General features: G+C 72.6%; 24 protein-coding genes. 14 read left to right on the forward strand and 10 right to left on the reverse strand.

Translation table 11 applies throughout. The annotated features are described in order from the left end of the window. Positions 1-222: 222 nt before the first annotated feature. Positions 223-405 (forward strand): hypothetical protein, encoded by a 183-nt coding sequence (locus tag ACX6XY_RS01740; protein WP_460325488.1) that lies wholly within the window; start codon positions 223-225, stop codon positions 403-405. 87 nt (positions 406-492) lie between these two features. Here the strand turns inward: ACX6XY_RS01740 and ACX6XY_RS01745 are convergent, their stop codons facing one another. Together ACX6XY_RS01745 and ACX6XY_RS01750 are read right to left on the reverse strand one after the other, a co-directional pair. Then, positions 493-1,395, reverse strand: a complete 903-nt coding sequence (locus ACX6XY_RS01745) for a hypothetical protein (protein WP_460325490.1) — start codon at positions 1,393-1,395, stop codon at positions 493-495. 491 nt (positions 1,396-1,886) lie between these two features. After that, positions 1,887-2,486 (reverse strand): class I SAM-dependent methyltransferase, encoded by a 600-nt coding sequence (locus tag ACX6XY_RS01750; RefSeq protein WP_460325492.1) that lies wholly within the window; start codon positions 2,484-2,486, stop codon positions 1,887-1,889. A 197-nt stretch (positions 2,487-2,683) separates the two neighbouring features. Here ACX6XY_RS01750 and ACX6XY_RS01755 point away from each other — a divergent pair, with 197 nt between their 5' ends. The 5 genes from ACX6XY_RS01755 to ACX6XY_RS01775 all read left to right on the forward strand — a co-directional run bounded on the left by ACX6XY_RS01755 (position 2,684) and on the right by ACX6XY_RS01775 (position 7,870). Next, positions 2,684-3,457 (forward strand): MHYT domain-containing protein, encoded by a 774-nt coding sequence (locus ACX6XY_RS01755; RefSeq protein ID WP_460325494.1) that lies wholly within the window; start codon positions 2,684-2,686, stop codon positions 3,455-3,457. A gap of 118 nt (positions 3,458-3,575) precedes the next feature. After that, the gene (locus ACX6XY_RS01760; RefSeq protein WP_460325496.1) at positions 3,576-6,371 is read left to right on the forward strand and encodes a sensor histidine kinase; all 2,796 of its coding nucleotides are present in this window, start codon (positions 3,576-3,578) and stop codon (positions 6,369-6,371) included. Then, positions 6,368-6,805, forward strand: a complete 438-nt coding sequence (locus tag ACX6XY_RS01765; RefSeq protein WP_460325498.1) for a roadblock/LC7 domain-containing protein — start codon at positions 6,368-6,370, stop codon at positions 6,803-6,805. Before ACX6XY_RS01760 ends, ACX6XY_RS01765 begins: the two co-directional genes overlap by 4 nt. Before the next feature lie 56 nt (positions 6,806-6,861). Next, the gene (locus tag ACX6XY_RS01770) at positions 6,862-7,284 is read left to right on the forward strand and encodes a DUF742 domain-containing protein (protein ID WP_460325500.1); all 423 of its coding nucleotides are present in this window, start codon (positions 6,862-6,864) and stop codon (positions 7,282-7,284) included. After that, positions 7,265-7,870: a GTP-binding protein gene (locus ACX6XY_RS01775; RefSeq protein ID WP_460325502.1), complete on the forward strand. Its 606-nt coding sequence runs from the start codon at positions 7,265-7,267 to the stop codon at positions 7,868-7,870. Before ACX6XY_RS01770 ends, ACX6XY_RS01775 begins: the two co-directional genes overlap by 20 nt. Positions 7,871-7,886: 16 nt before the next feature. Here the strand turns inward: ACX6XY_RS01775 and ACX6XY_RS01780 are convergent, their stop codons facing one another. Beyond that, entirely contained in the window at positions 7,887-8,315 is a 429-nt protein-coding gene (locus ACX6XY_RS01780; RefSeq protein ID WP_460325504.1) for a PPOX class F420-dependent oxidoreductase, read from the reverse strand. A gap of 316 nt (positions 8,316-8,631) precedes the next feature. Here ACX6XY_RS01780 and ACX6XY_RS01785 point away from each other — a divergent pair, with 316 nt between their 5' ends. The 3 genes from ACX6XY_RS01785 to ACX6XY_RS01795 all read left to right on the forward strand — a co-directional run bounded on the left by ACX6XY_RS01785 (position 8,632) and on the right by ACX6XY_RS01795 (position 11,407). After that, the gene (locus ACX6XY_RS01785; RefSeq protein WP_460325506.1) at positions 8,632-9,441 is read left to right on the forward strand and encodes a DUF6397 family protein; all 810 of its coding nucleotides are present in this window, start codon (positions 8,632-8,634) and stop codon (positions 9,439-9,441) included. A 132-nt stretch (positions 9,442-9,573) separates the two neighbouring features. Further along, positions 9,574-10,791 (forward strand): D-alanyl-D-alanine carboxypeptidase family protein, encoded by a 1,218-nt coding sequence (locus ACX6XY_RS01790; protein ID WP_460325508.1) that lies wholly within the window; start codon positions 9,574-9,576, stop codon positions 10,789-10,791. Positions 10,792-10,999: 208 nt separating this feature from the next. Then, positions 11,000-11,407, forward strand: coding sequence for a DnaJ family domain-containing protein (locus tag ACX6XY_RS01795; protein WP_460325510.1), 408 nt, complete (start codon positions 11,000-11,002; stop codon positions 11,405-11,407). A 12-nt stretch (positions 11,408-11,419) separates the two neighbouring features. Here ACX6XY_RS01795 and ACX6XY_RS01800 read toward each other — a convergent pair whose 3' ends face one another. The 3 genes from ACX6XY_RS01800 to ACX6XY_RS01810 all read right to left on the reverse strand — a co-directional run bounded on the left by ACX6XY_RS01800 (position 11,420) and on the right by ACX6XY_RS01810 (position 15,252). Beyond that, positions 11,420-11,569, reverse strand: a complete 150-nt coding sequence (locus ACX6XY_RS01800; protein ID WP_460325512.1) for a hypothetical protein — start codon at positions 11,567-11,569, stop codon at positions 11,420-11,422. 174 nt (positions 11,570-11,743) lie between these two features. Next, positions 11,744-12,631 carry an acyl-CoA thioesterase gene (locus ACX6XY_RS01805; protein ID WP_460325514.1) on the reverse strand — a complete coding sequence of 296 codons (888 nt, stop codon included), beginning with the start codon at positions 12,629-12,631 and terminating at the stop codon, positions 11,744-11,746. Positions 12,632-12,678: 47 nt separating this feature from the next. Continuing rightward, complete coding sequence (locus tag ACX6XY_RS01810; protein WP_460325516.1) at positions 12,679-15,252, reverse strand: DEAD/DEAH box helicase; 2,574 nt, start codon at positions 15,250-15,252, stop codon at positions 12,679-12,681. 61 nt (positions 15,253-15,313) lie between these two features. Between ACX6XY_RS01810 and ACX6XY_RS01815 the strand changes: the two genes are divergently transcribed. Next, entirely contained in the window at positions 15,314-16,108 is a 795-nt protein-coding gene (locus ACX6XY_RS01815; RefSeq protein WP_460325775.1) for a metal-dependent hydrolase, read from the forward strand. Between the two features lie 105 nt (positions 16,109-16,213). Here ACX6XY_RS01815 and ACX6XY_RS01820 read toward each other — a convergent pair whose 3' ends face one another. The 3 genes from ACX6XY_RS01820 to ACX6XY_RS01830 all read right to left on the reverse strand — a co-directional run bounded on the left by ACX6XY_RS01820 (position 16,214) and on the right by ACX6XY_RS01830 (position 21,047). After that, a complete protein-coding gene (locus ACX6XY_RS01820) occupies positions 16,214-17,995 on the reverse strand; it encodes an ABC transporter ATP-binding protein (RefSeq protein WP_460325518.1) in 1,782 nt (593 codons plus the stop codon). After that, positions 17,992-19,923, reverse strand: a complete 1,932-nt coding sequence (locus tag ACX6XY_RS01825; RefSeq protein WP_460325520.1) for an ABC transporter transmembrane domain-containing protein — start codon at positions 19,921-19,923, stop codon at positions 17,992-17,994. The genes ACX6XY_RS01820 and ACX6XY_RS01825 overlap by 4 nt, the downstream gene beginning before the upstream one ends. A gap of 668 nt (positions 19,924-20,591) precedes the next feature. Further along, the gene (locus ACX6XY_RS01830) at positions 20,592-21,047 is read right to left on the reverse strand and encodes a MarR family winged helix-turn-helix transcriptional regulator (RefSeq protein WP_460325522.1); all 456 of its coding nucleotides are present in this window, start codon (positions 21,045-21,047) and stop codon (positions 20,592-20,594) included. 145 nt (positions 21,048-21,192) lie between these two features. On the opposite strand from ACX6XY_RS01830, the gene ACX6XY_RS01835 reads away from it, so the two are divergent. Together ACX6XY_RS01835 and mltG are read left to right on the forward strand one after the other, a co-directional pair. Then, complete coding sequence (locus ACX6XY_RS01835) at positions 21,193-22,995, forward strand: ABC transporter ATP-binding protein (RefSeq protein ID WP_460325524.1); 1,803 nt, start codon at positions 21,193-21,195, stop codon at positions 22,993-22,995. 43 nt (positions 22,996-23,038) lie between these two features. Then, positions 23,039-23,911, forward strand: a complete 873-nt coding sequence (gene mltG / locus ACX6XY_RS01840) for an endolytic transglycosylase MltG (RefSeq protein ID WP_460325526.1) — start codon at positions 23,039-23,041, stop codon at positions 23,909-23,911. 123 nt (positions 23,912-24,034) lie between these two features. On the opposite strand, the gene ACX6XY_RS01845 is transcribed toward mltG, so the two are convergent. Beyond that, positions 24,035-25,156: an NAD(P)-binding domain-containing protein gene (locus tag ACX6XY_RS01845; protein WP_460325528.1), complete on the reverse strand. Its 1,122-nt coding sequence runs from the start codon at positions 25,154-25,156 to the stop codon at positions 24,035-24,037. Positions 25,157-25,242: 86 nt separating this feature from the next. On the opposite strand from ACX6XY_RS01845, the gene ACX6XY_RS01850 reads away from it, so the two are divergent. Both ACX6XY_RS01850 and ACX6XY_RS01855 read left to right on the forward strand, forming a co-directional pair. Beyond that, positions 25,243-25,665, forward strand: coding sequence for a YjbQ family protein (locus ACX6XY_RS01850; RefSeq protein ID WP_460325530.1), 423 nt, complete (start codon positions 25,243-25,245; stop codon positions 25,663-25,665). A gap of 173 nt (positions 25,666-25,838) precedes the next feature. Then, complete coding sequence (locus ACX6XY_RS01855) at positions 25,839-26,333, forward strand: FxLYD domain-containing protein (RefSeq protein ID WP_460325532.1); 495 nt, start codon at positions 25,839-25,841, stop codon at positions 26,331-26,333. The last annotated feature ends 25 nt before the right edge of the window (positions 26,334-26,358 follow it).

A 26,358-nucleotide genomic window follows, 5' to 3' on the forward strand; every position in this document is an offset into this window, starting at 1 on the left:
CAAATTTGACTACTGGATGCGGAGTCGCCGACCATACATCATCTGAGGGGGCATGTGGACGTTGCCGGGCATGATCTCCATCACCTTTGCTTGGTGAGCCTCTCAGGGGCGCGTAGGGGTACGACGTCAGGGTTGCGTCAGGGGTCCACACTGGAACTACGGCGGACGCGAGGCCGTTCTCACCATCAGAGAGCGGCAGCAGCCGCGAAGGAGGCGACGCACATGTCGAATACCGCGAAGATCGCCGTAGGGGGAGTGGCGGTCGGGCTTTTCCTGTGGATATGGCTGCCCCTCTGGGCCGTGCTGCTCATCGTGGTCGGGGTGCCCGCGGCGGCGTATATGACGCTCGACCCGTCCCAGCGGCGCAGGCTGCGTAACGCCAGCCGCAAGGAGATCGGCCACTGACCCGTTGGGGCCGTCCGGCGGATCGGGCCTGGGGCGCGTCGGCCTGATCCGCCGGACAGGCCCCGGCCCGCCTGATCCGGCACCGGTTCAGGCGGGGCGCACGGCTATGCGGTCGAGGGCGTCGAGCAGTCCGGGCAGCTCGGGGCCCCGGCCCACGGGCAGCACCTGTCCGGGGTCCTCGTCGAGAAGGATGAACGCGATGTCGTCGGTCCTGGCGACCAGGGACCAGCCGGGGCCGTCGACCCGCAGCGTCCTGACGTCCTGTCCGGCGAACGAGGAGCGCACCCGTCCGAGTGGCGGGGGCGTCGTCGTGTACGCGCGCGCCTCGTCCAGCACCTGCCGCACGCTCCGGGGCGTGGTTCCCGCCGTTGTGGCCGCCGCGGCGGCTTCAGTGGCGTCAGCGCCGGGTTCCGCGGCCGATGGGGAGTCCGAGGCGAAGTCCGCGTCGTCGATCTGCTCCCGCCAGGCCGCCCACTGCCGGGCGATCTCGTCCGCGCCCAGCCGCCGCTGCGCGGGTCCCCAGCCTTCGGTGTCGGGCGGCGCCAGCACCGGCCAGTCGGCCGCACCGGGCTCGGGCCGCGGGTCATGCGGGGCGGGCGCACCCGGCGCGGCGACGGCGAGCGCCAGCGGCCAGCCGCCCAGCGTGGCGACCATCGTGCGCTCGTCCGGGGCCAGGTCGTACTCCATTCCGCAATCCCAGGACGCGATCGCGACGGCCACCAGCGACACGTCGTCCACCGCCACGGTCCACCGCGCGCCGCTCCCGTCCTGGCCGAGTACCAGGCCGTATCCGTCGGGGACCGGCGGCAGGCCGAGAGCCGCACAGGCCTGCGGGTAGTCGTCCCCGAGCACGCTCGGGAACTGCGCGGGCGTCAACAGCACCGCGGTCAGCACATGCAGCGCGTCGTCGCCGGGTGCACCCGATGCCTCGTCGCCGGGCGCGCGGCCGGCGGGCCCGTGGTCGACCGGCGCCTCGTCCGTACCGGCCATGGCGACCCCCTCCGTGTCGTACCGTCTCGTTCCGCACACCGTCGGCGCACCCTACTAGCCGGTAATCACGGCGTCGAGACCCCGGCGCCCGCCTCCGGAGCCGACGAAATCCGCTCGCCTCGGGGCGGGGGCGCTCGTAGGCTGCGCGTCATGGCCCGGCGCCACTTCGTCTGCGCACCCTGCCGCGCCGCGTACAAGAAGGCGCCCGACTACGCGCGCGTACGCCGCGATGTATGCCCCCGGTGCGGCGGCGCGCTCCTCAACGCGGGCTCCGCGCTCGCGGTTCCGCCGCGTCGCGACACCGCGGCCTGGCGCGCCCTGACCGCCGTACTGAACGCCGGAGTCCGCTTCCGTCAGGGGTGCTGCGGCGGCCCCGGCTACCGCCCGCGCACCCCGCGCGAGGTCCGCGAGCGCCTGGAGTTCGCCGCCGCCACCGGCACGCTCCCGCGCGAGGGCGGTGACCGCGCGGCACGCCAGCCCGTCGGGGCCGATCAACCCTCCCGCACCGCCAGCGCCAGGAAGAGGGCGTCCTCGTCGACGTACCGCGTCATCCGCCAGCCCGAAGAGGCCAGCAGCGGACGGAGGTTGGCCTCGGCCCGCAGGTCGCCCGGCGTGATCTGGCGGCCCTGCCGTGCCGCGAGCGCGGCCCGGCCGATGGGGTGGAAGAGCGCCAGCCGCCCGCCCGGACGTACCACGCGGGCCAACTCCCGCAGGTTATCGGCGGGTTCCGGAAGGTGCGAGACGAGCCCCGCGCCGAACACGGCGTCCAGCGACCGGTCGCGCAGCGGCAGCCGCGCCACATCGGCGAGCAGCAGCCGCCCGTCGCCGTCCCGCCCGGCCCGCACCGCGGCCGCCAGCATGGCGGGCGTCAGATCGGCGCCGATCACCACACCGGACGGCCCCACGGCCCGGCGCAGCGGGGGCAGCGCGCGTCCGGTGCCGCAGCCCGCGTCGAGCACGGCGTCACCGGGACGCAGTTCGAGCGCGGCCACTCCCGTCTCGTACACGGGCCCGTCGTCGGGGAAGCGGGCGTCCCAGTCGGCCGCGCGCGCCGTGAAGAACTCCTGGACATCTGTGGGGTCACTGCTCATGCGCTTCATGATTCCGCATCCGCACTCCGCGCCCGCCTCGAGGACCTCCGGCTGTGAGTGCGATAGGCCGTACATCTATCTGGGTGCGCACGTTCGACCCTGACGCGATCGTTCACAAACATATCCATGTCATATTCCGGCAACTTTCAAAATGCGCCCCTGTTGTGCGCCCCTGTCGGGACTAGCGTCCTGGGGCCATGGGACACCTGGACCACGCCACCTTCGGCTGGCTGACACCCGTACTGTCGTACGCGATGGCGTGCATCGGCGCCGCTCTCGGGCTGCGCTGCACGGTGCGCGCGCTCGCCGCCACCGGAAGGTCGCGCCGCAACTGGCTGATCACGGCGGCCTCCGCGATCGGCGCCGGAATCTGGACGATGCACTTCGTGGCGATGCTCGGCTTCGGCGTCAGCGGCACGGACATCCGCTACGACGTACCGCTGACCCTGCTGAGCCTGCTCGTCGCGATGCTCGTGGTCGGCGGCGGAGTCTTCACCGTCGGCTACGACCGGCGGCGCGGCCGCGCGCTCGCGCTCGGCGGGCTCACCACCGGGCTCGGCGTCGCGAGCATGCACTACCTGGGCATGGCGGCGCTGCGGCTGCACGGCACGGTGAGCTACGACCCCGTACTCGTCGGGCTCTCGGTGGTGATCGCCGTGGTCGCCGCGACGGCGGCGCTGTGGGCGGCCCTGCACATCAGGTCGCCGCTCGCGGTCGGGGTCGCCTCGCTGGTCATGGGCGGGGCGGTGAGCAGCATGCACTACACCGGGATGATGGCGGTGAGCGTGCGCGTCGCGCCCTCCAGCGAGGTCCTGGCCGGGGCCACGGCGATGCAGTTCATCTTCCCCCTCGCCGTCGGCCTCGGCTCCTATCTCTTCCTGACCTCGGCCTTCGTCGCGCTCTCCCCTACGGCGGGAGAGCGCGCGGCCTCCGCTTCGGCACAGCGGCCGACCATGAGCGCCGTCCGCTGACCGGTGACCGCCGGGCCTCGCGCGAGACCCGATCGCACCTGGTCGACGCGGCCCGTTCCGCCGCTCGGGGCACGACACCCCGACCCCATTTCCATACCGGATGGAACCGACAGAACCCATGCCACCCACTCCACCCACCCCAGAAACGCCGTCAGAACCACCCGCGCCACCCGCGCCACCCGAGCCCCCCACCCGCGGCCGACGCGCACACGCGGGCGCGCCCGCCGACGAGCGGCCCGACGCGGAGACACCGCCCCCGCGGACCGTCGCACGCCCACTGAGCGGACGGCAGGGCGGGCGACTGTGGCCGCGCGCCAGGACCGTACGCGCGAAGATCGTCTGCCTGCTGATGGTGCCCGTGGTCTCGCTCCTGGGCCTGTGGGCCTTCGCCACCGTCAGCACCGCCCAGGACGTGGCACGGTTACGGGAGACACAGCGGGTCGACGCGCAGATACGCACCCCGCTCACCACAGCCGTCGCCGCGCTCCAGGCCGAACGCGTCGCCGCCGTACGCTACGCCGCCGAGCCGGACCCCCGTCGCGGCGAGGCGCTGAGGAAGCGGGCCAAGAGCACCGACCGGGCCGTGGACGCGCTCCGGCTCGGCCGACGGCACACCGTCGCCGACGGCGGCCGACTCCCCGAGACCGTGTCCGGACGGCTCACGTCGTTCGTCGCGCGGGCCCAAGCCCTCAAGCCTCTGCGCACCACGGTCCTGGACCGCGACGCCGACGGGGACACGGCGTACGAGCGGTACACCCAGACCATCCAGACCGCCTTCGGGGTCGGCGGCGCCCTCACCGGCCTCCAGGACGCCGAACCGGGCTCCGACGCGCGCGTGCTGCTCGAATTCTCCCGCGCCGGTGAACTCCTCGCGCGCCAGGACGCGCTGCTGGCGGCCGCCGAACCGGCCGACTCCATCGACGGGGAACGGCTGCGCGGGTTCATCGGCACGGCCGAGGCCCGGCGGACCACGACCGCCGCCGCCGTCCAGGACCTGCCGGCACCCGACCGCGCCGCCTGGCGGGAACTCGCGAAGTCCCGCGCGTACGCCACGGTGCGCGCCGTCGAGGACCGGCTGCTGGCCGCGCCGCCCGGACGCGAGGCCGCCGACGTGCTCAAGGCCGGGACCTGGGACACGGCGTACGCGGCCGTACGGGACGACCTGCGCGCGATCGAGGCGGGCGCCGCACGCCGCGCCGCGGAGCGCGCCGACCCCCTCACGCGCGGGGTGCTGACCACGGCGGGCGCCGCGGTGCTGCTCGGGCTGCTCGCCGTCGTCGCGTCGCTGGTGATCTCCGTACGCATCGGACGCGCCCTGGTCATCGAGCTGATCAGCCTGCGCAACAGCGCACTGGAGATCGCCCGGCACAAACTCCCGCAGGCCATGCGCCGGTTGCGCGCCGGAGAAGAACTCGACATCCGTGCCGAGGCGCCACCGGGGCCGCGCGCCGACGACGAGACGGGCCAGGTCTCCGAAGCGCTCGGCACCGTGCACCGCGCCGCCCTGCGCGCGGCGGTCGAGCGCGCCGAACTCGCCAGCGGCGTCTCCGGCGTCTTCGTCAACCTCGCCCGCCGCAGCCAGGTCCTGGTCCACCGTCAGCTCAACCTGCTCGACTCGATGGAACGCCGGTCTGACGACCCGGACGAGCTGAGCGACCTCTTCCGCCTCGACCACCTGACCACGCGGATGCGGCGGCACGCGGAGAGCCTGATCATTCTGTCCGGTGCCGCACCGGGACGCGCCTGGCGGGTGCCGGTCTCCCTGACCGACGTCGTACGCGCCGCGGTCTGCGAGGTCGAGGACTACGCGCGCGTGGAGGTACGCCAGCTTCCCGAGGCCGCCGTGGTGGGCGGCGCCGTCGCTGACCTCACCCATCTGCTGGCCGAACTCGTGGAGAACGCCGCCCAGTTCTCGCCGCCGCACACCAAGGTGCGGGTTTTCGGGGAACACGTCGGCAACGGATACGCGCTGGAGATCGAGGACCGCGGCCTCGGCATGGGCAAGGAGCGACTGGCCGAGGCCAACCGGCGCATCGAGCAGTCCGAGGCGCTGGACCTGTTCGACAGCGACCGCCTCGGGCTGTTCGTGGTGAGCAGGCTGGCCGGGCGGCACGCCATCAGGGTCCATCTGCGCACCTCCCCGTACGGTGGCACGACCGTGGTCGTCCTGCTGCCCACCGCGCTTTTGCAGGCGACCGTTCCCCAGGCCCCCGAAGCCGCGCACGGGCACCCCGGCCCGGCGCGCAGAGGCCCTGGCCCGGCGCGCGAGCCGCACGAGGCCGCCCCGCCGCGGGAGCACGCGCGGCTGGCCGCCGCGGGGGCGGCGCCAAGGGCGGGCGGCGGCCCCGCGCTCGGCGCCCCGCCGCACGGAACCCCGCCGCACGGCGAGTCCACGCCCGAATCGGCCGCACGTCCCGCGCTCGGCCCGTCCGCCGGGCCGACGCCCCGGCCCGGTGTCACGGCGCTCAGGCCGCTTACCCGCCCCAGCGAGGCGGGCGGTGGGGACGGCCCCCAGCACACACCACACCCGGCGGCCGACGCCCCGGCCCAGACCGCCCACCCGGCCCACCCGGCCCAGACCGCCCACCCGGCCCACCCGGCCCAGACCGTCCACCCGGCCCACCCGGCCCAGACCGTCCACCTGACCCAGACGGCCCACCCGGACCAGGCCGCCGACGCGGTCCAGGCCGCCGACGAAGCCGACCCCGAACTCCCGCGCCGAGTACGCCAGACCCACCTCGCGCCCCAACTCCGCGCCGAGCGACCAGCAGACGCCCCCGTGATCCCCGCACCCGAGGCGGCGGAGCGCACTCCGGAACAGGCCAGGGACCGGATGGCCGCCTACCGCGACGGATGGGCCCGCGGCGGGGGACGTCCACCCGGCAGTGACAGCAGCGAAGGAGATCCCGCATGATCGAGAATCCGAGCGTCGGCACCGGCCACCGTTCCGGGGAACTCGACTGGCTCCTGGACGACCTCGTGCTGCGCGTGGGCGAGGTCCGGCACGCCGTGGTGCTGTCGAACGACGGCCTCGCGGTCGGCGCGTCCAGCGCCCTGCGCCGCGAGGACGCCGAGCACCTGGCCGCCGTCGCCTCCGGGTTCCACAGCCTGGCCAAGGGCGCCGGACGCCACTTCGGCGCGGGCGGCGTACACCAGACGATGGTCGAGATGGACGACGGCTTCCTGTTCGTCGCGGCCGCGGGCGACGGCTCCTGCCTCGCGGTACTCGCCGTGGCACACGCCGACATCGGGCTGATCGCCTACGAGATGGCCCGACTGGTCAAGCGGGTGGGTGAGCACCTCTACACGCCACCACGCTTCGCTGCCCAGCCGCCCGACGCCGGATGACCGACGCCGGACGGCACCGGACGGCGCCGGATGAGAGAAAGAGGGCGGCTCAGCCCATGAACACCCACGGTGGCGCGGAAGACGCCGCCCGCCAGCGGTCGGGCGGTCGGTGGTACGACGTCGAGGCCGGACCGCTGGTCCGCCCCTACGCGATGACCGGCGGCCGCACCAGCGCGGGCCCTGCTGCCGCGCGCTTCGACCTGATCGCCCTCGTACGGCTGGACACGACCGCCCCGGACGCCGGGCACGACTCCCCGCTCGGCCCCGAACACCGGACCCTGATCGAGCTGTGCCGGGGCGAGACCCAGTCGGTCGCGGAGCTGGCCGCGGGCTCCGACCTGCCCGTGGGCGTCGTGCGGGTGCTCCTCGGTGACCTGCTGGAGCAGGGGCGCATCAAGGTGCACCGGCCCGTGCCGCCCGCACAGCTACCCGACGAACGCATCCTGAGAGAAGTGATCAATGGGCTCCGAGCGCTCTGAGCCCCAGGGCGGCGACACGACCGCCCTGGCGCTGAAGATCCTGGTCGCGGGCGGCTTCGGGGTGGGCAAGACCACCCTGGTCGGGGCGGTGAGCGAGATCCGGCCGCTGCGTACCGAGGAACAGCTCAGCGAACTGGGCGAGTCGGTGGACGACACCGGGCAGGTGGAACGGAAGACCACCACCACGGTGGCCATGGACTTCGGCCGGATCACGATCAGAGAGGGACTGTCCCTGTATCTCTTCGGGACGCCGGGACAGGACCGCTTCTGGTTCCTGTGGGACGAGCTGTCCCAGGGCTCACTCGGCGCCGTGGTGCTCGCGGACACCCGGCGCCTCGCGGACTGCTTCCCCGCGGTGGACTACTTCGAGCACCGTCGCATCCCCTTCGTCGTGGCCGTCAACTGCTTTCCGGGGGCGCGCGCTTATGGCGCGTGGGAGGTCGCCCGCGCCCTCGACCTCGACCAGGAGACGCCGGTCGTGCTGTGCGACGCACGCGAGCGGGACTCGGGGAAGGAAGTGCTGATCCGACTGGTCGACCACGCCGGGCGGGCACACGCCGCCCGGCTGCTCGACACGGTGGGATGAGGCGGCCCGCGGTCTTCTAGGCCGCGAGGTCGGCCTGGGCGAGGACCTTGTCCAGGCCGACCCGGACGAGGAGCTCTCCCGGCACGCCGTTGCGGGCCCCGAACTCCTCGGCGCGCTCCGCGCCCATGTAGCGGGCCGCGATCCGGGTCGCCGCGGCGCGCACCTCGGTCAGATCCTCCACCAGCTCGGCGCGGCCCTGGACCACCACGAACGCGAACGGCGGCCGGTCGTCGTCCACACACAGGGCGACCCGTCCGTCGCGGGCGAGATTGCGGCCCTTCACCGTGTCCTTGCCAGTGTTGAAGACGATGTGGTCGCCCTCGAGCAGGAACCAGATCGGAGCGATGTGCGGGGAGCCGTCGGCCCGGACGGTGGAGAGCTTGCCGGTCCGGGTCCCGTGCGAGAGGAAAGCGCGCCAGGTTTCTTCGGTCATCTTCTCTGCCATGGCCCCATGATGGCCCGCCCACATCGCTGACCTGCGCCGACAGGCCGGTCACCAGAGTTATCCACAGGCCGGACGGAGCGACGGCGTTCCGCGCTACGGTCTTCACCGAGAGTAATCGCATCGTACGGGGGAGGTCCTCATGACCGGAAACACCGCTGCTCGCACGACTGCTGACAAGCCGTCTGCCGAGAGGCCTGTCGGGAGGTTTGTCGAGAGGTCTGTCGAGAGGTCTGTCGGGAGGCTGGCCGAGACGTCGTACTCGCTGGGGCGAGCCGCTCGGGAGCTCGAGCTGAGGCGCGGAGAGTGCGAACTGGGAATGCAGCTCGGCCATATCCGCGGCGTGCCGGGCCCGGAGCCCGGCAGGCCCAGGGTTCCCGGCTCGGAAATCGACCGGCTGCGCGCGGCCGAGGGGTTCCCCGGAGCCCTGCGCGAGCGCGTCAGAACGGTCGGCACCGCCGAAGGGGCCGCCCTGCTCGCCATTCCGGCGAGCCGCTTCACCCGCCTGGCCCGAGCGGGACTGCTGGTCCCGGTCCGCTTCTATCTGAATCGCTATCGCGCGGTGGTCTGGCTCTATCTCGCCGACGAGCTACGCGAGTTCGCCCCGTCGCACGGCGCGCTGCTCACCGGCGCCGCCCCGGAGGCCATCCGCCGCCGTCTGGAGGCGGGCGAGGACCTGCGGGCCCGCAACTGGCGCGGAAGACGCCGAGGCCTCCTGGCGCGCCAGGCCGGTGACGCGTGGGAACACGCGGCCGTCACCGCGTCGATGCTCGACCCGGAGCAGGTGTCCGACGCTGTGCCGGACCCCTACGAGCGCGCCTACCTACGGCGGATCGGACCGCGGCCCTACCTCGCTCCGGGCCCGCCCGACGCACTCGCCACACAGGTCGCCGTGGGGATCCTCTTCGCGGACGACCCGGACGAAATCCACTGGCTGCACACGACGCTCGCCCAGGACCTGGAGGAGGCCAGGAAGCAGCGGCCCGCACCGCGCCCGCGGGAGATCAGTCCACTGCCGCCAGCCGCCACGCCCCCGCCCCCGGTTCCCCCGCTTCCGGACGCGCCCGCCGCTCAAGGGCCGCGCGGATGGCTACGGCGTCGACGGCGCCGACGGGCGTCCGCTGGCTGACCTCGTCGGCACCTGCCCGAGCGCTACCCCGAGCGCGTGCGCGGGGCGAGCGGACGCGGCATCCGGGTGCCGTGGGCGCGCCGTCGGCAGGGCCTACCCCGACACCAGGCAGGAGGTTCCTACGTTGGCTGAATGACTGTCAGATCAACTGCGCGCACCGCCCTGGCGGGCACGCTGTCCCTCGCCGTCGGCACCCTGCTGCTGGTGCCCGCGCCAGCCGCGGCCCGCCACGCCGAGCCCAAGCCTCCCCAGCCGCTGCCCGCCGACTCCTCTCTCCTGGACCGTGAGGGGACGCAGGTCCGGCCAAGGCAGGGAGCGCCCGCCCTGCCAGGGGGTGTGTCGGCCCTGTCCTGGCTGGTGGCCGACGCCGACAGCGGAGAGGTACTGGCCGCCCGGAACGCACACCGGCGGCTGCCACCGGCCAGCACCATGAAGGCACTCTTCGCGGTCACCGTTCTGCCCCACCTGCCCGGTCGGCTGACCCACAAGGTGACCGAGGCGGAGCTGTCCCAGATCGGCGAGGGCAGCAGTCTGGTCGGGGTCATCGCGGGGCACACCTACCGTGCGGCAGACCTGTGGCGAGGCGTATTCCTGAGCTCGGGCAATGACGCGGTGCATGTGCTGGCCGAGATGAACGGCGGCTGGCGGCACACCGCCGCGCAGATGGAGGCCAAGGCCCGAGCGCTGGGCGCCCGCGACACGCGGGTGGTATCGCCAGACGGCTATGACGCGCCGGGGCAGGTGTCCTCGGCGTACGACCTCGCCGTCTTCGGCAGGGCCGGGCTACAGGACCCGGAGTTCGCCGAATACAGCGGGACCGCCGTGGCCAAGTTCCCTGGCGACGGCTGGTCCTACGAGATCCAGAACACCAACCGTCTGCTCACCGGTGCCGATGGGGTGGGGGTCTATCCGGGGATCGTCGGCGTCAAGAACGGCTACACCTCCAAGGCGGGCCACACCCTGATCGCCGCGGCCCGGAGGGCGGGCCGCACTCTGGTGGTCTCGGTGATGAACCCACAGGCAGGTGGCGGCCGAGCCGTGTACCAGGAGGCCAGGTCTCTGCTGGACTGGGGATTCGCCGCGGCTGGGCGAGTGAGCCCCGTCGGGTCGCTGCGGCCGCCGAAGCCGAAGGCGGGCCCCGAGGCCGTCTCGGTACGGTCCGCGGCAGCGCGGCCGGACACCAAGGAGGACGCCGGGACGCGGCGGAACGCCGAGACCACGGCGAGCGCGACGGCGCGGGGGAGCGGTGTCTGGCCAGCCGTGGGGGCGCTCGCCGGGTCGCTCTGCCTCGCGGCGGCGGTGGCCGCGCTGCTGCGGCGTGGGCGGCGGGCCGGGTTCAGGAGGGGGTGAGGGGAGTGACGACGGGAGCGGGGTGGGCGATGCCTGCCCGCTCCCCTGCGGGGCGGGGCCCGAACAGCGCGTCCAGGTGGTGCCGCAGTACGTCGGCGGAGTTCCAGGTGCTCCAGCGTGGCCTGCGTCCGGTGCGTCTTACAGTGAACGGTAAGGACCGGTCCGGGGCGCGTACGTCCCGGTCTCGCCGTCGGGGAAGGAGCGCACGATGACCGAACGCAAGCCGCCGAGCGTCAGCTTCGAGTCATGGGTCGACAAGCAGATCCGCGAGGCGGAGGAGCGGGGCGACTTCTCGGACCTGGCGGGCTTCGGCAAGCCGCTGCCCGATGCCGACGCGCCGTATGACGAGACCTGGTGGATCAAGCGGAAGCTGCATCGCGAAGGCGTGTCCGTGCTGCCGCCGACGCTCGCGCTGCGCAAAGAGGCGGAGGACACCCTGGCCGCCGCCGAGCAGGCTACGTCGGAGCGCGAGGCTCGACGGCTGCTGACGGAGGTCAACGAAAAGATTCGCGCCGCCCTCGCCCGCCCCTTGCCGGGACCGCCGCTTGGCCTGGTCCCCTTCGACGTGGAGCGCCTGCTGTCCGAGTGGCGCGACCGCCCCACGCCCCAGCCCTGAGCGTCATACGGGTCAGCGCTCCTCCGCGCTCCGGCCGCCGACCGGCGCCGGAGCGGGGGCGCGGTCGGACTCGACCGGATCCGCTGGTCCGGGCGGCGTGGCCGGTCCGGGTGCCGCCACGTCCAGGACCCCGACGCGGACGCACAGCAGCACGAGCAGCACCAGGCCGCTCAGACCCGCCGCGAACTCGAGACCAGACTCGGCCGGGACGGCCGCGAGGACGTCACCCTGCGCCTCCTGGGCGAGATCGCCTTCGACGCCCTGCCCGCAAGCCTCGCCCTGTCCGTATGAGCCACCCGGCCCCGCCCGCTCGGTGCCATACGGATCGCCAGGTCATCAGGCGTGCGGGCGGAAGAGGCCTTCCTGGACGACCGATACCAATAGCTGGCCCGCGCGGTCGTAGATCCGGCCGCGGGCCAGGCCGCGGCCGCCCGTCGCGATCGGGGACTCCTGGTCGTACAGGAACCACTCGTCGGCGCGGAACGGGCAGTGGAACCACATCGCGTGGTCGAGCGAGGCCATGTCGAAGCCGCGCGGCCCCCACAGCGGTTCCACCGGGATACGGACCGCGTCGAGCAGCGTCATATCGCTGGCGTACGTCAGCGCACAGGTGTGGATCAGCGGGTCGTCGCCCAGCGGGCCGACCGCGCGCATCCACACGGCGCTGCGCGGCTCCGCGTCTTTGACCTCCTCCGGAGTCCAGCGCAACCGGTCCACATACCGGATGTCGAAGGGCTGACGGCGCGCCATCCGCTCCAACTGCTCCGGCAGCGAGCCCAGATGCTCGCGGATCTCGTCCGCGACCTTCGGCAGCGACTCCGGGTCGGGCGCGTCGATCCTGGGCGGCAGCTGATGGCTGAAGCCGCCCTCCTCCGGCTGGTGGAAGGACGCGGTCAGATTGAAGATGGTGCGGCCCTGCTGGACGGCCGTCACCCGGCGGGTGGTGAAGGAACGCCCGTCCCGCACCCGTTCGACCTGGTACACGATGGGCACGCCGGGACGGCCGGGCCGCAGGAAGTACGCGTGCAACGAGTGCACCGGACGGTCCCCGCCGGCCGTACGGCCCGCCGCGACCAGGGCCTGGCCCGCGACCTGCCCGCCGAAGACCCGCTGGAGGGACTCGTTCGGACTGCGCCCGCGGAAGATGTTGACCTCGATCTGCTCCAGATCGAGCAGGTCGACGAGTCTCTCGGCGGGGCTCGTGCCGCTATCGGTATCGGTCATCGCTGCTCCTCGGCTGGTGTCCGTCAGAACCCTGGTCAGCACCCTGGTCAGAGCTGGCCGACGTCCGTGACCTTGACGACGGCGAGCCCTTCGGCGTCCGACGCCGCGAGGTCGACCTCGGCGCTGATACCCCAGTCGTGGTCGCCGTTCGGATCGGCGAACGTCTGCCGGACGCGCCACAGCCCGTCCTCCGGGCGCTCCTCGATCCGCAGTAGCTTCGGCCCGCGCGCGTCGGGCCCGGTGCCCAGGTCCTCGTACTCGTCCCAGTACGCGTCCATCGCCTCGCCCCACGCGTCCGCGTCCCAGCCCGAATCGGCGTCCAGCTCGCCCAGCTGCTCCACCTGGTCCAGGGCGGCGAGCTCCACCCGCCGGAACATGGCGTTGCGCACCAGCACCCGGAACGCGCGGGCGTTCGCCGTGACCGGCTTGACCTGGTCGGCCTTCTCCTGGGCCTCCTCGGCGGTCATCTCCTCGGGGTTGGCGAGCTGCTCCCACTCGTCCAGCAGACTGGAGTCCACCTGCCGGACCATCTCGCCCAGCCAGGCGATCAGATCCTGCAGGTCCTCGGACTTCAGATCGTCCGGGACGGTGTGCTCCAGGGCCTTGTACGCGCTGGCGAGATACCGCAGCACGATGCCCTCGGTGCGCGCCAGCTCGTAGTACGAGGTGAACTCCGTGAATGTCAGCGCCCGCTCGTACATGTCGCGGATCACCGACTTGGGCGACAGCGGGTGGTCGCCGACCCAGGGGTGGCTGCGGCGGTACAGGTCGTACGCGTGGAAGAGCACCTCCTCCAGCGGCTTGGGGTACGTGATGTCCTGGAGCCGCTCCATCCGCTCCTCGTACTCGACGCCGTCCGCCTTCATCGCGCCCACGGCCTCGCCGCGCGCCTTGTTCTGCTGCGCCCCCAGGATCTGCCGCGGGTCGTCCAGCGTGGACTCCACGACCGACACCATGTCCAGGGCGTACGACGGCGACTCGGGCTCCAGCAGGTCGAAGGCGGCCAGCGCGAAGGTGGACAGCGGCTGGTTGAGCGCGAAGTCCTGCTGCAGGTCGACGGTGAGCCGGACGATCCGGCCCTCCGCGTCCGGCGCGTCCAGCTTCTCGACGACGCCCCCGTCCAGCAGCGAACGGTAGATCGCGATGGCGCGGCGGATGTGCCGCAGCTGGTTCCTGCGCGGCTCGTGGTTGTCCTCCAGCAGCCTGCGCATCGCGTCGAAGGCGTTGCCGGGGCGGGCGATCACCGCGAGGAGCATGGTGTGGGTGACCCGGAAGCGGGAGGTCAGCGGCTCCGGCTCGGAGGCGATCAGCTTCTCGAAGGTGTTCTCGGTCCAGCCGACGAACCCCTCCGGGGCCTTCTTGCGCACCACCTTGCGGCGCTTCTTCGGGTCGTCGCCCGCCTTCGCCAGGGCCTTCTCGTTCTCGATGACATGCTCGGGCGCCTGTGCGACCACCAGGCCCGCCGTGTCGAAGCCCGCACGCCCGGCGCGCCCGGCGATCTGGTGGAACTCGCGGGCCCGCAGCACCCGCACCCGGTTGCCGTCGTACTTGGCCAGCGCCGTGAACAGCACCGTACGGATCGGGACGTTGACGCCGACGCCGAGGGTGTCCGTGCCGCAGATGACCTTCAGCAGACCGGCCTGGGCCAGCTTCTCCACCAGACGCCGGTACTTGGGCAGCATGCCCGCGTGGTGCACGCCGATGCCGTGCCGTACGTAACGGGAGAGATTACGGCCGAACTTGGTGGTGAAGCGGAAGTTGCCGATCAGGTCGGCGATCTGTTCTTTCTCGGCCTTGGTGCACATGTTGATGCTCATCAGCGACTGCGCCCGCTCCACGGCCTGCGCCTGCGTGAAGTGCACGATGTAGACCGGCGACTGCTTCGTCTCCAGCAGCTCGGTCAGCGTCTCCGTGATCGGCGTCAGCCGGTACTCGTACGACAGCGGGACCGGCCGGGTCGCCGAGCGGACCACCGAGGTCTCCCGGCCGGTGCGCCGGGTCAGGTCCTTCTCGAACATCGAGACGTCGCCGAGCGTCGCCGACATCAGGATGAACTGCGCCTGCGGCAGCTCCAGGATCGGGATCTGCCAGGCCCAGCCGCGATCCTGCTCCGCGTAGAAGTGGAACTCGTCCATCACGACCTGGCCGATGTCCGCGTCCTTGCCGTCCCGCAGCGCGATCGAGGCCAGCACCTCGGCGGTGCAGCAGATGACGGGCGCGTCGGAGTTCACGGACGCGTCGCCGGTCAGCATGCCGACGTTCTCGGTGCCGAAGAGCTTGCACAGGTCGAAGAACTTCTCCGACACCAGAGCCTTGATCGGCGCCGTGTAGAAGGTGACCTTGTCCTGCGCCAGAGCCGTGAAGTGCGCACCCGCCGCGACCAGGCTCTTGCCCGACCCGGTCGGCGTGGACAGGATCACGTTGGCCCCGGACACCACCTCGATCAGCGCCTCCTCCTGGGCCGGATAGAGGGTGATGCCCTGGGACTCCGTCCACGTGGAGAACGCCTCGAAGAGGGTGTCGGGGTCGGCGGTCGGCGGCAGCTGATCGATGAGGGTCACCCCCCTATCTTGCCTGCCCGTGGCCCCGATCCGGGAACCGGCCGCCAGTACGAAGATCACAAGCGTTACGCTGTGCCGTCAACTGGGCCACGGAGCACGAGGAATGGGGCGGGCAGCAGCCATGATGGGTCCTGCGCACTCACTGTCGGGAGGAGCCGCCTGGCTGGGGGCGGGGGCGATCGCGGCCGCCGCGGGCCAGGGCATGCCCTGGCCCGTCCTGGTCGTCGGCGCGCTGATCTGCGCGGGCGCGGCCCTGGCGCCCGACCTGGACCAGAAGTCCGCGACGATCTCCACGTCCTTCGGGCCGCTGTCACGCGGCCTCGCCGTGTTCATCGACAAACTCTCGCACAGCGTCTACAAGGCGACCCGCAAGCCGGGCGATCCCGTCCGCCGCGGCGGACACCGCACGCTCACCCACACCGCCCTGTGGGCGCTGCTGCTCGGCGTGGGGTTCTCCGTGGGCGCCATGACCGGGGGCCGCTGGGCGGTGCTCGGCATTCTCTTCGTCCATCTGACCCTGGCCATCGAGGGCCTGATGTGGCGTGCCACACGCGGCACCTCCGCCTCGGTCCTGGTGTGGCTGCTGGCCGCGACCGGCAGCTGGATCCTCGCCGGAGTGCTGGACCAGGCGGGCAACGGCTCCGACTGGTTCGTCACCGGGACGGGACCCGAGTACGCCTGGCTCGGCCTGCCGATCCTGCTCGGCGCGATGGTGCACAACATCGGCGACGGGCTCACCGTCTCCGGCTGCCCGATCCTGTGGCCGCTGCCCATCGGGCGCAAGCGCTGGTACCCGGTGGGCACCCCGCGTGTCATGCGGTTCCGCGCGGGCAGCTGGGTCGAGGTCAAGGTGCTGATGCCGACGTTCATGGTGCTCGGCGGAGTATGCGGGGTACTGGCCCTCAACCTGTTCTGAGCCCACGCTGACGGACGGCCCGCTGAGCCCGCGTCCGCCGACGGCTGACGGGGCGGGAGCCCTCAACCTCTACTAGAGGTTGAGGGCTCCCGTCTTCCGGCACGCTCACCCGTGCCACGACCGCCACAGCGCCGCGTACGCGCCGTCCGCCGCCACCAGCTCGTCATGGCTGCCCAGCTCGCTGATCCGGCCCTGCTCGACCACCGCGATCACATCGGCGTCATGCGCGGTGTGCAGCCGGTGCGCGATCGCCACCACCGTGCGCCCGTCCAGCACCCCGGCCAGCGAACGCTCCAGGCTGCGCGCGGCCCGCGGGTCGAGCAGCGAGGTCGCCTCGTCCAGGACCAGGGTGTGCGGATCGGCGAGCACCAGCCTGGCCAGGGCGATCTGCTGGGCCTGGGCCGGGGTGAGCGCGTAGCCGCCGGAGCCCACCTCGGTGTCCAGGCCGTCCTCCAGCGCGCGGGCCCAGCCGTCCGCGTCCACCGCGCCGAGCGCAGCCCACAGCTCGGCGTCGTCGGCGCCCGCGCGGGCCAGCAGCAGGTTGTCGCGCAGCGCGCCCACGAAGACGTGATGCTCCTGGTTGACCAGGGCCACCTGCTCGCGCACCCGCTCCGCGGGCATCTCGGACAGCTCCGCTTCCCCCAGCGTCACCCGCCCGGCACGCGGCGCGTAGATCCCGGCCAGCAGCCGCCCCAGCGTGGACTTGCCCGCGCCGGACGGACCCACCAGCGCCATCCGCGTACCGGGCGGCACCTCAAGGGACACCTCCCGCAGTACGTCGACGCCCGCGCGATACCCGAAGTGGACGCCGTCGGCCCGCACGTCGCGCCCCTCGGGCGTCACCGTCGCGTCGCCCGCGTCCGGCTCGATCTCCCGGACGCCGACCAGCCGGGCCAGCGACACCGTGGCGACCTGCAACTCGTCGTACCAGCGCAGGATCAGCCCCACCGGTTCGACCATCATCTGCGAGATCAGCACGGCCGTGGTCAGCTGGCCGACGCCGATCCAGCCCTGGAGCACGAACACGCCGCCGATGAGCAGCATCGAGGCGAGCACCGTCGTATGGGTGAGGTTGACGACCGGGAAGATCACGGACCGCAGCCACAGCGTGTACCGCTCCCAGGCGGTCCACTCCTTGACGCGCTGGTCGGACAGCGCGACCCGGCGCGCGCCGAGCCGGTGCGCCTCGACGGTGCGTCCGGCGTCCACGGTCTCGGCGAGCGCGGCGGCCACGGCCGCGTAGCCGGCGGCCTCCGAGCGGTAGGCGCGGGGCGCCCGCTTGAAGTACCACCGGCACCCGGCCACCAGCAGCGGCACCGCGAGCAGCACGGCGGGCGCCAGCGGCGGCGCGGTGTAGACCAGGCCGCCGAGCAGCAGGACGACCCACGCCACACTGATCGTCAGCTGCGGCACCGCCTCGCGCATGGCGTTGGCCAGCCGGTCGATGTCGGTGGTGATCCGCGACAGCAGGTCACCGGTACCGGCTCGCTCCAGCACTCCGGGCGGCAGCCCGACGGACCGTACCAGGAAGTCCTCGCGCAGGTCCGCCAGCATCCGCTCGCCGAGCATCGCGCCGCGCAGCCGCACCAGCCGGACGAAGACCGCCTGGACGACCAGCGCGAGCGCGAACAGCGCGGCGGAGCGCTCCAGATGAAGGTCCGCCGAGCCGTCGGCCGCCTTCTCGATGAGCGGGCCGAGCAGCGACGGGCCGACCATCGACGCGCACACGGCGACCACGTTGACGCCGACCAGCACCAGGAAGGCGCGGCGGTGCCGCCGCAGCAGCTCCCGCACATAGGCCTGTACGGTCGCGGGGCCGCCCACCGGCAGCGTGGTCGCGGTCCGGGGTGCCGCCGGGTCGTACGCGGGCGGCGCCACGCCGATCATGCCGTCTCCTCGATGTCGTAGGCGTCGTCGAAGCTGATGCGCGGGCCGCCGCGGTAGGCCGATGGGCCATCGGCGTACTCCGGTGTGTCCCGCTCAGCGGAAGTCCGTTCCGCGGCGGCCAGTTCCGCGGCGGCGAGTTCCGCGGCGGTCCGTTCCGTCTCGGCCTGTTCGGCCTCGGTCTCGCGGGTGACCACGGCCCGGTACTGGGCGTGGGCGCGCACCAGCTCGCGGTGCGTGCCCACCGCCGCGACCTCGCCCTCGTGCACCAGCACCACCCGCTCCGCGCGGTCAAGCAGCAGCGGGGAGGACGTGAACACCACGGTCGTACGCCCCTTCCGCAGCGCCCGCACGCCGTCGGCGACCCGCGCCTCGGTGTGCGAGTCGACGGCCGACGTCGGCTCGTCCAGGACCAGCACCTCGGGGTCGGCGACCAGCGACCTGGCCAGCGCGAGCCGCTGCCGCTGCCCACCGGACAGCGAGCGCCCGCGCTCGGTGATCGGCGCCGTCATGGCGTCGTCGTCCACCGAGGCCTCGGTGAGGGCGTCCAGCACATCGGCGCACTCGGCCGCGTCCAGTGCCTGCTCCGCACCGACCTGCCCCGACGCCGGTACGTCCAGGAGCTCGCGCAGCGTCCCGGACAGCAGCACCGGGTCCTTGTCCTGGACGAGTACGGCGCTGCGCGCCAGGTCGAGCGGCAGGTCGTCCAGGGCGACACCGCCGAGCAGCACGGAGGGCACGGGCTGTGCCGTGCCGTCCGCCCGTGGGTCGTCCCCGGCATGACCGCCGAGCCGCTCGGCGAGGCGGCCCGCCTCGTCCGGGTCGCCGCAGACCACCGCGGTCAGCCGTCCGGCGGGCACCAGCAGGCCGGTGGCCGGGTCGTACAGGTCGCCCCGCGGGCGCGCCGTCTCCCGGACGCCCTCAGTGCCGTGCGAGGTCCGTTCCAGGGCCAGCACACGGGCGGCCCGTGCCGCCGACGGCCGGGAGAAGGAGTACGCCATGGCGATCTCCTCGAAGTGCCGCAAGGGGTAGGACAGGAGCGTCACCGCGCTGTAGACGGTGACCAGTTCGCCCACCGAGATCCGGCCGTCTCGGACCAGACCGACGCCGTACCAGACCACCGTGATCAGCAGCAGTCCGGGTAGCAGCACCTGGACCGCAGAGATCAGCGCCCACATCCGGGCGCTGCGGACAGCAGCCTCGCGTACCTCCTGGGAGGCCCCGCGGTAGCGCCGCAGGAACAGTTCCTCGCCGCCGATGCCGCGCAGCACGCGCAGCCCGGCGACGGTGTCCGAAGCGAGTTCGGTGGCCCGGCCCGCCTTGGTGCGCTGGGCGTCCGCGAGCCGTGTCGCGCGCGGCAGCAGCGGGAGTACGCCGAGTGCCAGCACGGGCACGCCCACGGCGACCACGACCCCGAGCGCGGGCTGGTACACGGTGAGCGCCGCACAGACGACGAGCACCGTGACGGCCGCGGCGGCGAACCGCGACAGCGCCTCCACGAACCAGCCGATCTTCTCCACGTCCCCGGTGGACACCGCGATCACCTCGCCCGCGGCGACCCGCCGGGTGAGCGCGGCGCCGAGCAGCGCGGTTCTGCGGGCCAGCAGCTGCTGGACGCGGGCCGACGCGGTGATCCAGTTCGTGACCGCCGTACGGTGCAGCATCGTGTCGCCGAGCGCGATGGCCGCCCCGGTCAGCGCGAGGAGTCCGCCCGCGACGGCGAGCCGCCCGCCGGAGCCGTCCACCACGGCCTGCACTGCGAAGCCGACGCAGAACGACAGCGCCATCACCGCGGTGAAGTGCAGCAGCCCCCAGGCCAGCGACTTGACCTGACCGGCCAGCTGATTCCGCCCCAGCCACAGCAGGAACCTCAGGCCCGAGCGGGCGTCCGGCACACCTGGGTCGTCGTACGGAAGGTGACTGATCTGCATGGCGTCCCAGGGCTCGGCGACGACGGTCGGGAGACGTCGCGGGAGGAAGTGAAGGAAGAGAGGAGGTGAAGGAGGAAGTGAAAGCCGTGCAAGGCTGACGCCCGGAACGGTCGGAAAGCAATCGGTTTTCCGCGTCACGGCCCGCTCGTGGGGCGGTTCCGGCCGCAGACGGCCACCGGGGAGCCGTACGGACGCGAACCGTGGATGCGTGGGTTTCTGCGGCGGCGCGGCCAGCGGAGGTTCCGTGCGGTCGAGCACCCCGCCGAGTGCCGCACAAGGCACGCCTGCGCGCGTCCTGACCCGAGGTCGTGCCAGCGGGGTCGTGCCACCGGGCTTCCGGCATACGCGCCGGTCACGGCGCGGTCCGCGGACCGGTGGGCCCGGCTGGACCGCGCCGTACGCGCCCGGGGCGGTGGGGTCGCGGCGGCCGGGCCGCTGGCCTTTGGCGGCGCGCGAGCGCCCCAGGCGCATCGGGCCGCTGGTGAGAGGACGGGGTCAGCGGCCTCGCACCGCGCGGAAGAGGCCGGGAGCGCGCGGTGCGTAGAGACCAGTGGACCGCACGATTTCGGCCACGGCGAGGGCGCGCGCGTGATCAGGGTGTGCGCGCGGTTCACACGGGGTGTGCGCCGCCGCGGGCAGCCGAGGAAGTCGGACCTCTGCGCGCGGCCTCAGCAGGGGCCGGGGTTGTCCAGGAGGGCGGACAGCAGACTGCCGAACACCTCGCGCTGTTCGCCGGACAGGGGGGCCAGGATCTCCTCCGCGGCGGTCCGCCGCGCGCCGTGCAGCTTGCCCAGCGCGACCCGGCCGGTGTCGGTGAGCTCGATCCTTATCACCCGGCGGTTGTCCGGGTCGGGCACCCGGCGCACACAGCCGCTGCTCTCCAGACCGTCGACCAGGGTCGTCACGGCGCGCGGCACCACCTCCAGGCGCTGGGCCAGATCCGCCATCCGGGGCGGAGCGTCATAGTGCACGAGCGTGCGCAGCAGCCGGGACTGCGCGGGGGTGATGGCGATGCCGGACTGCTCGAGACAGCGCTTGTGGACGCGGTGCAGCCGCCGGGTGAGCCGCAGCAGTTGTTCGGCGAGCAGGCTGTCGGGGTCGGGGGGTGTCGGGCCCGGTGTCATGCCCGGAGCCTAGCAGGACCCCACTCATTGTGCATATAGGTAACAATGAGCTATGCTCTCGTGATGGTCGCGGGTTCAGCGACCCCTCCCTTCCCTGATTCCGCACACCCCGCTGGAGTCCTCACGTCGCCTCAAGGAGCCGCCCGTGCATCCGCCTGACACTCCCGAGTGGGTACCGCCGCCACCCGACCCCGAGCAGCCCCGCCAGCTGCGGCGCATCCTCGGCCTCTTCCGTCCCTACCGCGGCCGCCTCGCCGTCGTCGGCCTGCTGGTCGGGGCCTCCTCGCTGGTCTCGGTCGCCACGCCGTTCCTGCTGAAGGAGACCCTCGACACCGCGATTCCCGAGGGCAGGACCGGACTGCTCAGCCTGCTCGCCCTCGGCATGATCCTCGGCGCCGTACTGACCAGCGTCTTCGGTGTCGTGCAGACCCTCATCTCCACGACGGTCGGCCAGCGCGTCATGCACGACCTGCGCACCGCCGTCTACGGCCGACTCCAGCGCATGTCGCTCGCCTTCTTCACCCGGACCCGCACCGGCGAGGTCCAGTCCAGGATCGCCAACGACATCGGCGGCATGCAGGCCACCGTCACCTCGACCGCCACCTCGCTGGTCTCGAACCTCACCAGTGTGGTCGCGACCGTCGTCGCGATGCTGGTGCTCGACTGGCGGCTCACCGTCGTCTCGCTCCTCCTGCTGCCGGTGTTCGTCTGGATCAGCCGACGGGTCGGCCGGGAGCGCAAGCGGATCGCCACCCAGCGGCAGAAGCAGATGGCGACCATGGCCGCCACCGTCACCGAGTCGCTCTCCGTCAGCGGCATCCTGCTCGGCCGCACCATGGGCCGCTCGGACTCGCTCACCCAGTCGTTCGCCGCCGAGTCGGAGCGCCTCATCGACCTGGAAGTCCGCTCCAACATGGCGGGGCGGTGGCGGATGTCCGTCATCGGCATCGTCATGGCCGCCATGCCCGCGGTCATCTACTGGGCGGCGGGCATGGCTCTCCAACTCGGCGGCCCCGCCATCTCGCTCGGCACCCTGGTCGCCTTCGTCTCGCTTCAGCAGGGCCTGTTCCGGCCGACCGTGAGCCTGCTGTCCACCGGGGTGCAGATCCAGACCTCGCTCGCCCTCTTCCAGCGCATCTTCGAGTATCTGGACCTGCCGGTCGACATCACCGAACCAGAGCGGCCGGTCCGGCTCGGCCAGATCAAGGGCGACATCCGCCTGGAAGGCGTCGCCTTCGCCTACGACGCCGCCAGCGGACCGGTCCTGGACGCCATCGACCTGCACATACCCGCGGGCGGCAGCCTCGCGGTCGTCGGCCCCACCGGCTCCGGGAAGTCCACGCTGAGCTATCTGCTGCCACGGCTGTACGACGTGACGGCGGGCCGCGTCACCCTCGACGGCGTGGACGTACGCGACCTGGACTTCGGCACCCTGGCCCGGTCGATCGGCGTGGTCTCCCAGGAGACCTACCTGTTCCACGCCTCGGTCGCCGACAACCTGCGGTTCGCCAAGCCCGACGCCACCGACGAGGAGCTGTACGAGGCGGCCCGCGCGGCCCAGATCCACGACCGCATAGCGGCCCTGCCCGACGGGTACGACACGGTCGTCGGCGAGCGCGGCCACCGCTTCTCCGGCGGGGAGAAGCAGCGCCTGGCGATCGCCCGCACCATCCTGCGCGACCCGCCCGTCCTCATACTCGACGAGGCGACCAGCGCCCTGGACACCCGCACCGAGCGGGCGGTCCAGCAGGCCATCGACACCCTGTCGGCCGACCGCACCACGCTCACCATCGCCCACCGGCTCTCCACGGTGCGCGGCGCCGACCAGATCGTGGTGCTCGACTCCGGCCGCCTGGCCGAGCGGGGCACCCACGAGGCGCTCATGGAGCGCGACGGCCGTTACGCCGCCCTCGTCCGCCGAGATGCTCAACTTGAGCCAGTGAAATGACGATATGCCGCGTTTGTCGGCTATCGCGCGTTAACGTGCCCGCATGCAGATGAACAGTCCGCGTCAGGGCAAGATCCGGCTCACCCGCCGTGGCTGGGCGGCGCTGCTGACGACCGCGGCCGTGGTGGCCGCGACGGCGGTGGCCGTACCCCTGCTGATGCGCGGTGACGACACCAAGCGGCCCGAGTCCCTGCTGATCCCCGAGGGCTGGCGCAGCAACCAGGTGTACGAGGCGATCGACAAGGCCCTCGGCGCACCGGCGGGCACCGCCAAGAAGACGGCGGACAAGGCGCGCCTGAAGCTGCCGGGCGACGCCGACGGCAACCCGGAGGGCTACCTCTTCCCGGCCACATATCCCATCGACGGCCAGTCGACACCGGCCTCGGTGCTGTCGTACATGGTCAACACCGCCAAGAAGAAGTTCGGCGCACCCGCGGTGCTCCAGGGCGCCGACCGCAACGCGGTGTCCGTCTACCAGACCGTCACCATCGCGAGCATCGTCCAGGCCGAGGCCGAGACCAAGGAGGACATGGGGAAGGTCGCCCGTGTCGTCTACAACCGGCTCGACCACGGCATGCCGCTCCAGATGGACTCCACGATCAACTACGCCCTGAACCGCTCCACGCTGGACACCACCGCCACGGACACCAAGATCGAGAGCCCGTACAACACGTACGAACGGATGGGTCTCCCGCCGACTCCGATCGCCAATCCGGGGGACGACGCGATCAAGGCCGCGCTGAACCCGACGGAGGGCGACTGGCTGTACTTCGTGACCGTGAAGCCGGGAGACACCCGCTTCACGGCGGACTACACGGAACATCAGCGCAACGTCGACGAGTTCAACCGCAACCGCGAGCGAGCCAAGGAGGGCAAGGGCGTCCAGGACGCGAAGGCCCCGAGCGCCACGCACTGACACCGGATCCGGGATCCGGGATCTCGGATCCCGGACTGCGGGCGAGGCGGCCTCCGCCTCCGCCCCCTCCCCCCGCCCGCGATCCGGGGTTCCCGGCGCGGTGCGGGCGTGCCCCGGCGGGCCTCAGGCGACGAGTTCCCGGTCGCCGCCCGGCGCGGGGCTCGGCCGCGCGTCCAGGAGCCGCCGGATCTCGCGTACGGCGGCCCGCCCCGCGCGGTTCGCGCCGATGGTGCTCGCCGAAGGCCCGTACCCCACCAAGTGCACCCGAGGGTCCCGCACCGCGCGCGTCCCCGCCAGCCGGACGCCGCCGCCCGGCTCGCGCAGCCGCAGCGGCGCCAGATGGTCGAGCGCGGCCCGGAACCCGGTGGCCCACAGGATCACATCGGCCGCGACGCGCCGCCCGTCAGCCCACTCCACGCCCTCGGGAGTGATCCGGTCGAACATCGGGAGCCGGTCCAGCGTCCCGTCCGCGCGCCCGCGCCGAACGGCCTCGGTCACGGCGAGCCCGGTCACCGACACGACACTGCGCGGCGGCAGCCCCTGCCGTACCCGCTCGTCCACCAGCGCCACGGCGGCCCGCCCCTGCTCGGCGCCGAACGGCCCCTCATGGAACACCGGCTCGCGCCGCGTCACCCAGGTCGTCTCCGCCGCGTAAGGCGCGATCTCCAGCAGATGCTGCACCCCTGATGAGCCGCCTCCCACCACGACGACGCGCTGCCCGGCGAAATCCTGGGGCCCCGGATACCGCGCGGTGTGCACCTGCCGCCCCCGGAAGCTCTCCTGCCCCGGATAGTGCGGCCAGAACGGCCGGTTCCAGGTGCCCGTGGCGTTGATCAGCGCCCGAGCCGACCACACCCCGTCCGAGGTCTCCGCCAGCAGCCGCCCATCCGGGCCCGCGCGCACCGCCCGCACCTCGACCGGTCGGCGTACCCGCAGGTCGAAGGCGTGCTCATACGCGGCGAAGTACTCGCTGATGACCTCGGACGAGGGCCGCGCCTCGTCCGCGCCGGTGAGCTCCATGCCCGGCAGCGCATGCATGCCGTGCACCTTGCCGTACGTCAGCGTCGGCCAGCGGAACTGCCAGGCGCCGCCGGGCCCCGGAGCGTGGTCGAGCACGATGAAGTCCCGCTCGGGCCGGTATCCCGTACGCCGTAGATGATGCGCGGCGGACAGCCCGGCCTGTCCGGCGCCCACCACCACGACCTCGACGTTCCGTGCCGTGTCTGCCGCACCGATGTGGTTCACGGTTCTACTAACTCGTTCGCCGGGCGGGTTCTTCCCGCAGTGCGGCGACGGTGTCCACCGGTGCCCGCCGGTGCGAGGATGACCCCATGCCCGACGCCTTCACCACCCGCATCCTGCATGTGGCCACCGGCTCCCATGAGAGGGTCGTCGACCTCACGCGCGACTGCGAGGCGTTCCTGCGCCAGGCCGCGGCCGGGCGTGACGGACTCCTCAACGTCTTCGTCCCGCACGCCACCGCCGGGATCGCGGTGATCGAGACGGGCGCGGGCAGCGACGACGACCTGCTCGCGGCGCTGCGCACCCTGCTGCCCGCCGACGACCGCTGGCAGCACGCCCACGGCCATCCGGGCCACGGCCGCGACCACGTACTCCCGGCTCTCGTGCCCCCGCACGCGACGCTGCCGGTCATCGGCGGCGTCCTGGAACTCGGCACCTGGCAGTCCGTCTGCCTGGTCGACACGAACACGAGCAACGCCGAGCGCCAGGTCCGGCTGAGTTTTCTGGGGTGAACGGGGTGCGGCCGGTCGGGTGAATCGGCGGCCGGAGCGCCTTCTTGGCGTGCGCGGGTCGTACGGGCGCACTTCACTGAAGTACTGAAGTGCTGAAGTGACGGCCGAATCTCGGCAGACAGGCGTGGCAGACAGGCGTGGCAGACAGGCAGCGCGGCAGGCGGGCGAGAGGCATGAGGGCAGATGTGGTGCGGAGCGCGGCGGCGGTCGTGCTCGTGGTGGGTTTCGCCTCCGGCGCGGCCGGATGCTCCGACGGTGACGGCAGCCCGTCGTACGGGGTCAGCAGGGCCGTGGACGCCGCCACGTCGGCGGCCTCCCGAGCGGCCGACGCGGTGGCGTCGGCGACCGCCGAGGCCGCGCGCCAGCTGGAATCGGTCAAGGAGGGCAAGGGGGGCGTCGACGCCGAGGACGCCGTGCGGCTCGGCGAACCGGGTCGCGACGACGACGGCCGCAGCACGGTCTCCGTGACGGCGGACAACGCCGCGCAGGAGGAGAAGTCCTTCGCCGTCCGGGTCGACTTCCTGGATGCGAGCGGAAACCTGCTGGACACGGTGGTGGTGACCGTTGCCGACGTGGCGGCCGGGGAGACCGGGCAGGCCACGGCGCGCAGCACACGCAAGCTGGAGGGGGACGTCAAGGTCGACGTGGGCACCGCGCTGCGGTACTGACGCCGCGCGGCCGAGCCGCACGGCG

Source organism: Streptomyces sp. O3, assembly GCF_054788135.1.

Bases quoted from the DNA above. Each gene is read 5' to 3' on its own strand.
- ACX6XY_RS01770 (WP_460325500.1), top strand. From the start codon at position 6,862: ATGAACACCCACGGTGGCGCGGAAGACGCCGCCCGCCAGCGGTCGGGC.
- ACX6XY_RS01855 (WP_460325532.1), top strand. From the start codon at position 25,839: ATGAGGGCAGATGTGGTGCGGAGCGCGGCGGCGGTCGTGCTCGTGGTG.
- ACX6XY_RS01830 (WP_460325522.1), bottom strand. From the start codon at position 21,047: ATGACACCGGGCCCGACACCCCCCGACCCCGACAGCCTGCTCGCCGAA.
- ACX6XY_RS01755 (WP_460325494.1), top strand. From the start codon at position 2,684: ATGGGACACCTGGACCACGCCACCTTCGGCTGGCTGACACCCGTACTG.
- ACX6XY_RS01815 (WP_460325775.1), top strand. From the start codon at position 15,314: ATGATGGGTCCTGCGCACTCACTGTCGGGAGGAGCCGCCTGGCTGGGG.
- ACX6XY_RS01760 (WP_460325496.1), top strand. From the start codon at position 3,576: ATGCCACCCACTCCACCCACCCCAGAAACGCCGTCAGAACCACCCGCG.
- ACX6XY_RS01795 (WP_460325510.1), top strand. From the start codon at position 11,000: ATGACCGAACGCAAGCCGCCGAGCGTCAGCTTCGAGTCATGGGTCGAC.
- mltG (WP_460325526.1), top strand. From the start codon at position 23,039: ATGCAGATGAACAGTCCGCGTCAGGGCAAGATCCGGCTCACCCGCCGT.
- ACX6XY_RS01825 (WP_460325520.1), bottom strand. From the start codon at position 19,923: ATGCAGATCAGTCACCTTCCGTACGACGACCCAGGTGTGCCGGACGCC.
- ACX6XY_RS01820 (WP_460325518.1), bottom strand. From the start codon at position 17,995: ATGATCGGCGTGGCGCCGCCCGCGTACGACCCGGCGGCACCCCGGACC.
- ACX6XY_RS01780 (WP_460325504.1), bottom strand. From the start codon at position 8,315: ATGGCAGAGAAGATGACCGAAGAAACCTGGCGCGCTTTCCTCTCGCAC.
- ACX6XY_RS01850 (WP_460325530.1), top strand. From the start codon at position 25,243: ATGCCCGACGCCTTCACCACCCGCATCCTGCATGTGGCCACCGGCTCC.
- ACX6XY_RS01775 (WP_460325502.1), top strand. From the start codon at position 7,265: ATGGGCTCCGAGCGCTCTGAGCCCCAGGGCGGCGACACGACCGCCCTG.
- ACX6XY_RS01805 (WP_460325514.1), bottom strand. From the start codon at position 12,631: ATGACCGATACCGATAGCGGCACGAGCCCCGCCGAGAGACTCGTCGAC.
- ACX6XY_RS01790 (WP_460325508.1), top strand. From the start codon at position 9,574: ATGACTGTCAGATCAACTGCGCGCACCGCCCTGGCGGGCACGCTGTCC.
- ACX6XY_RS01740 (WP_460325488.1), top strand. From the start codon at position 223: ATGTCGAATACCGCGAAGATCGCCGTAGGGGGAGTGGCGGTCGGGCTT.
- ACX6XY_RS01785 (WP_460325506.1), top strand. From the start codon at position 8,632: ATGCAGCTCGGCCATATCCGCGGCGTGCCGGGCCCGGAGCCCGGCAGG.
- ACX6XY_RS01750 (WP_460325492.1), bottom strand. From the start codon at position 2,486: ATGAGCAGTGACCCCACAGATGTCCAGGAGTTCTTCACGGCGCGCGCG.
- ACX6XY_RS01745 (WP_460325490.1), bottom strand. From the start codon at position 1,395: ATGGCCGGTACGGACGAGGCGCCGGTCGACCACGGGCCCGCCGGCCGC.
- ACX6XY_RS01765 (WP_460325498.1), top strand. From the start codon at position 6,368: ATGATCGAGAATCCGAGCGTCGGCACCGGCCACCGTTCCGGGGAACTC.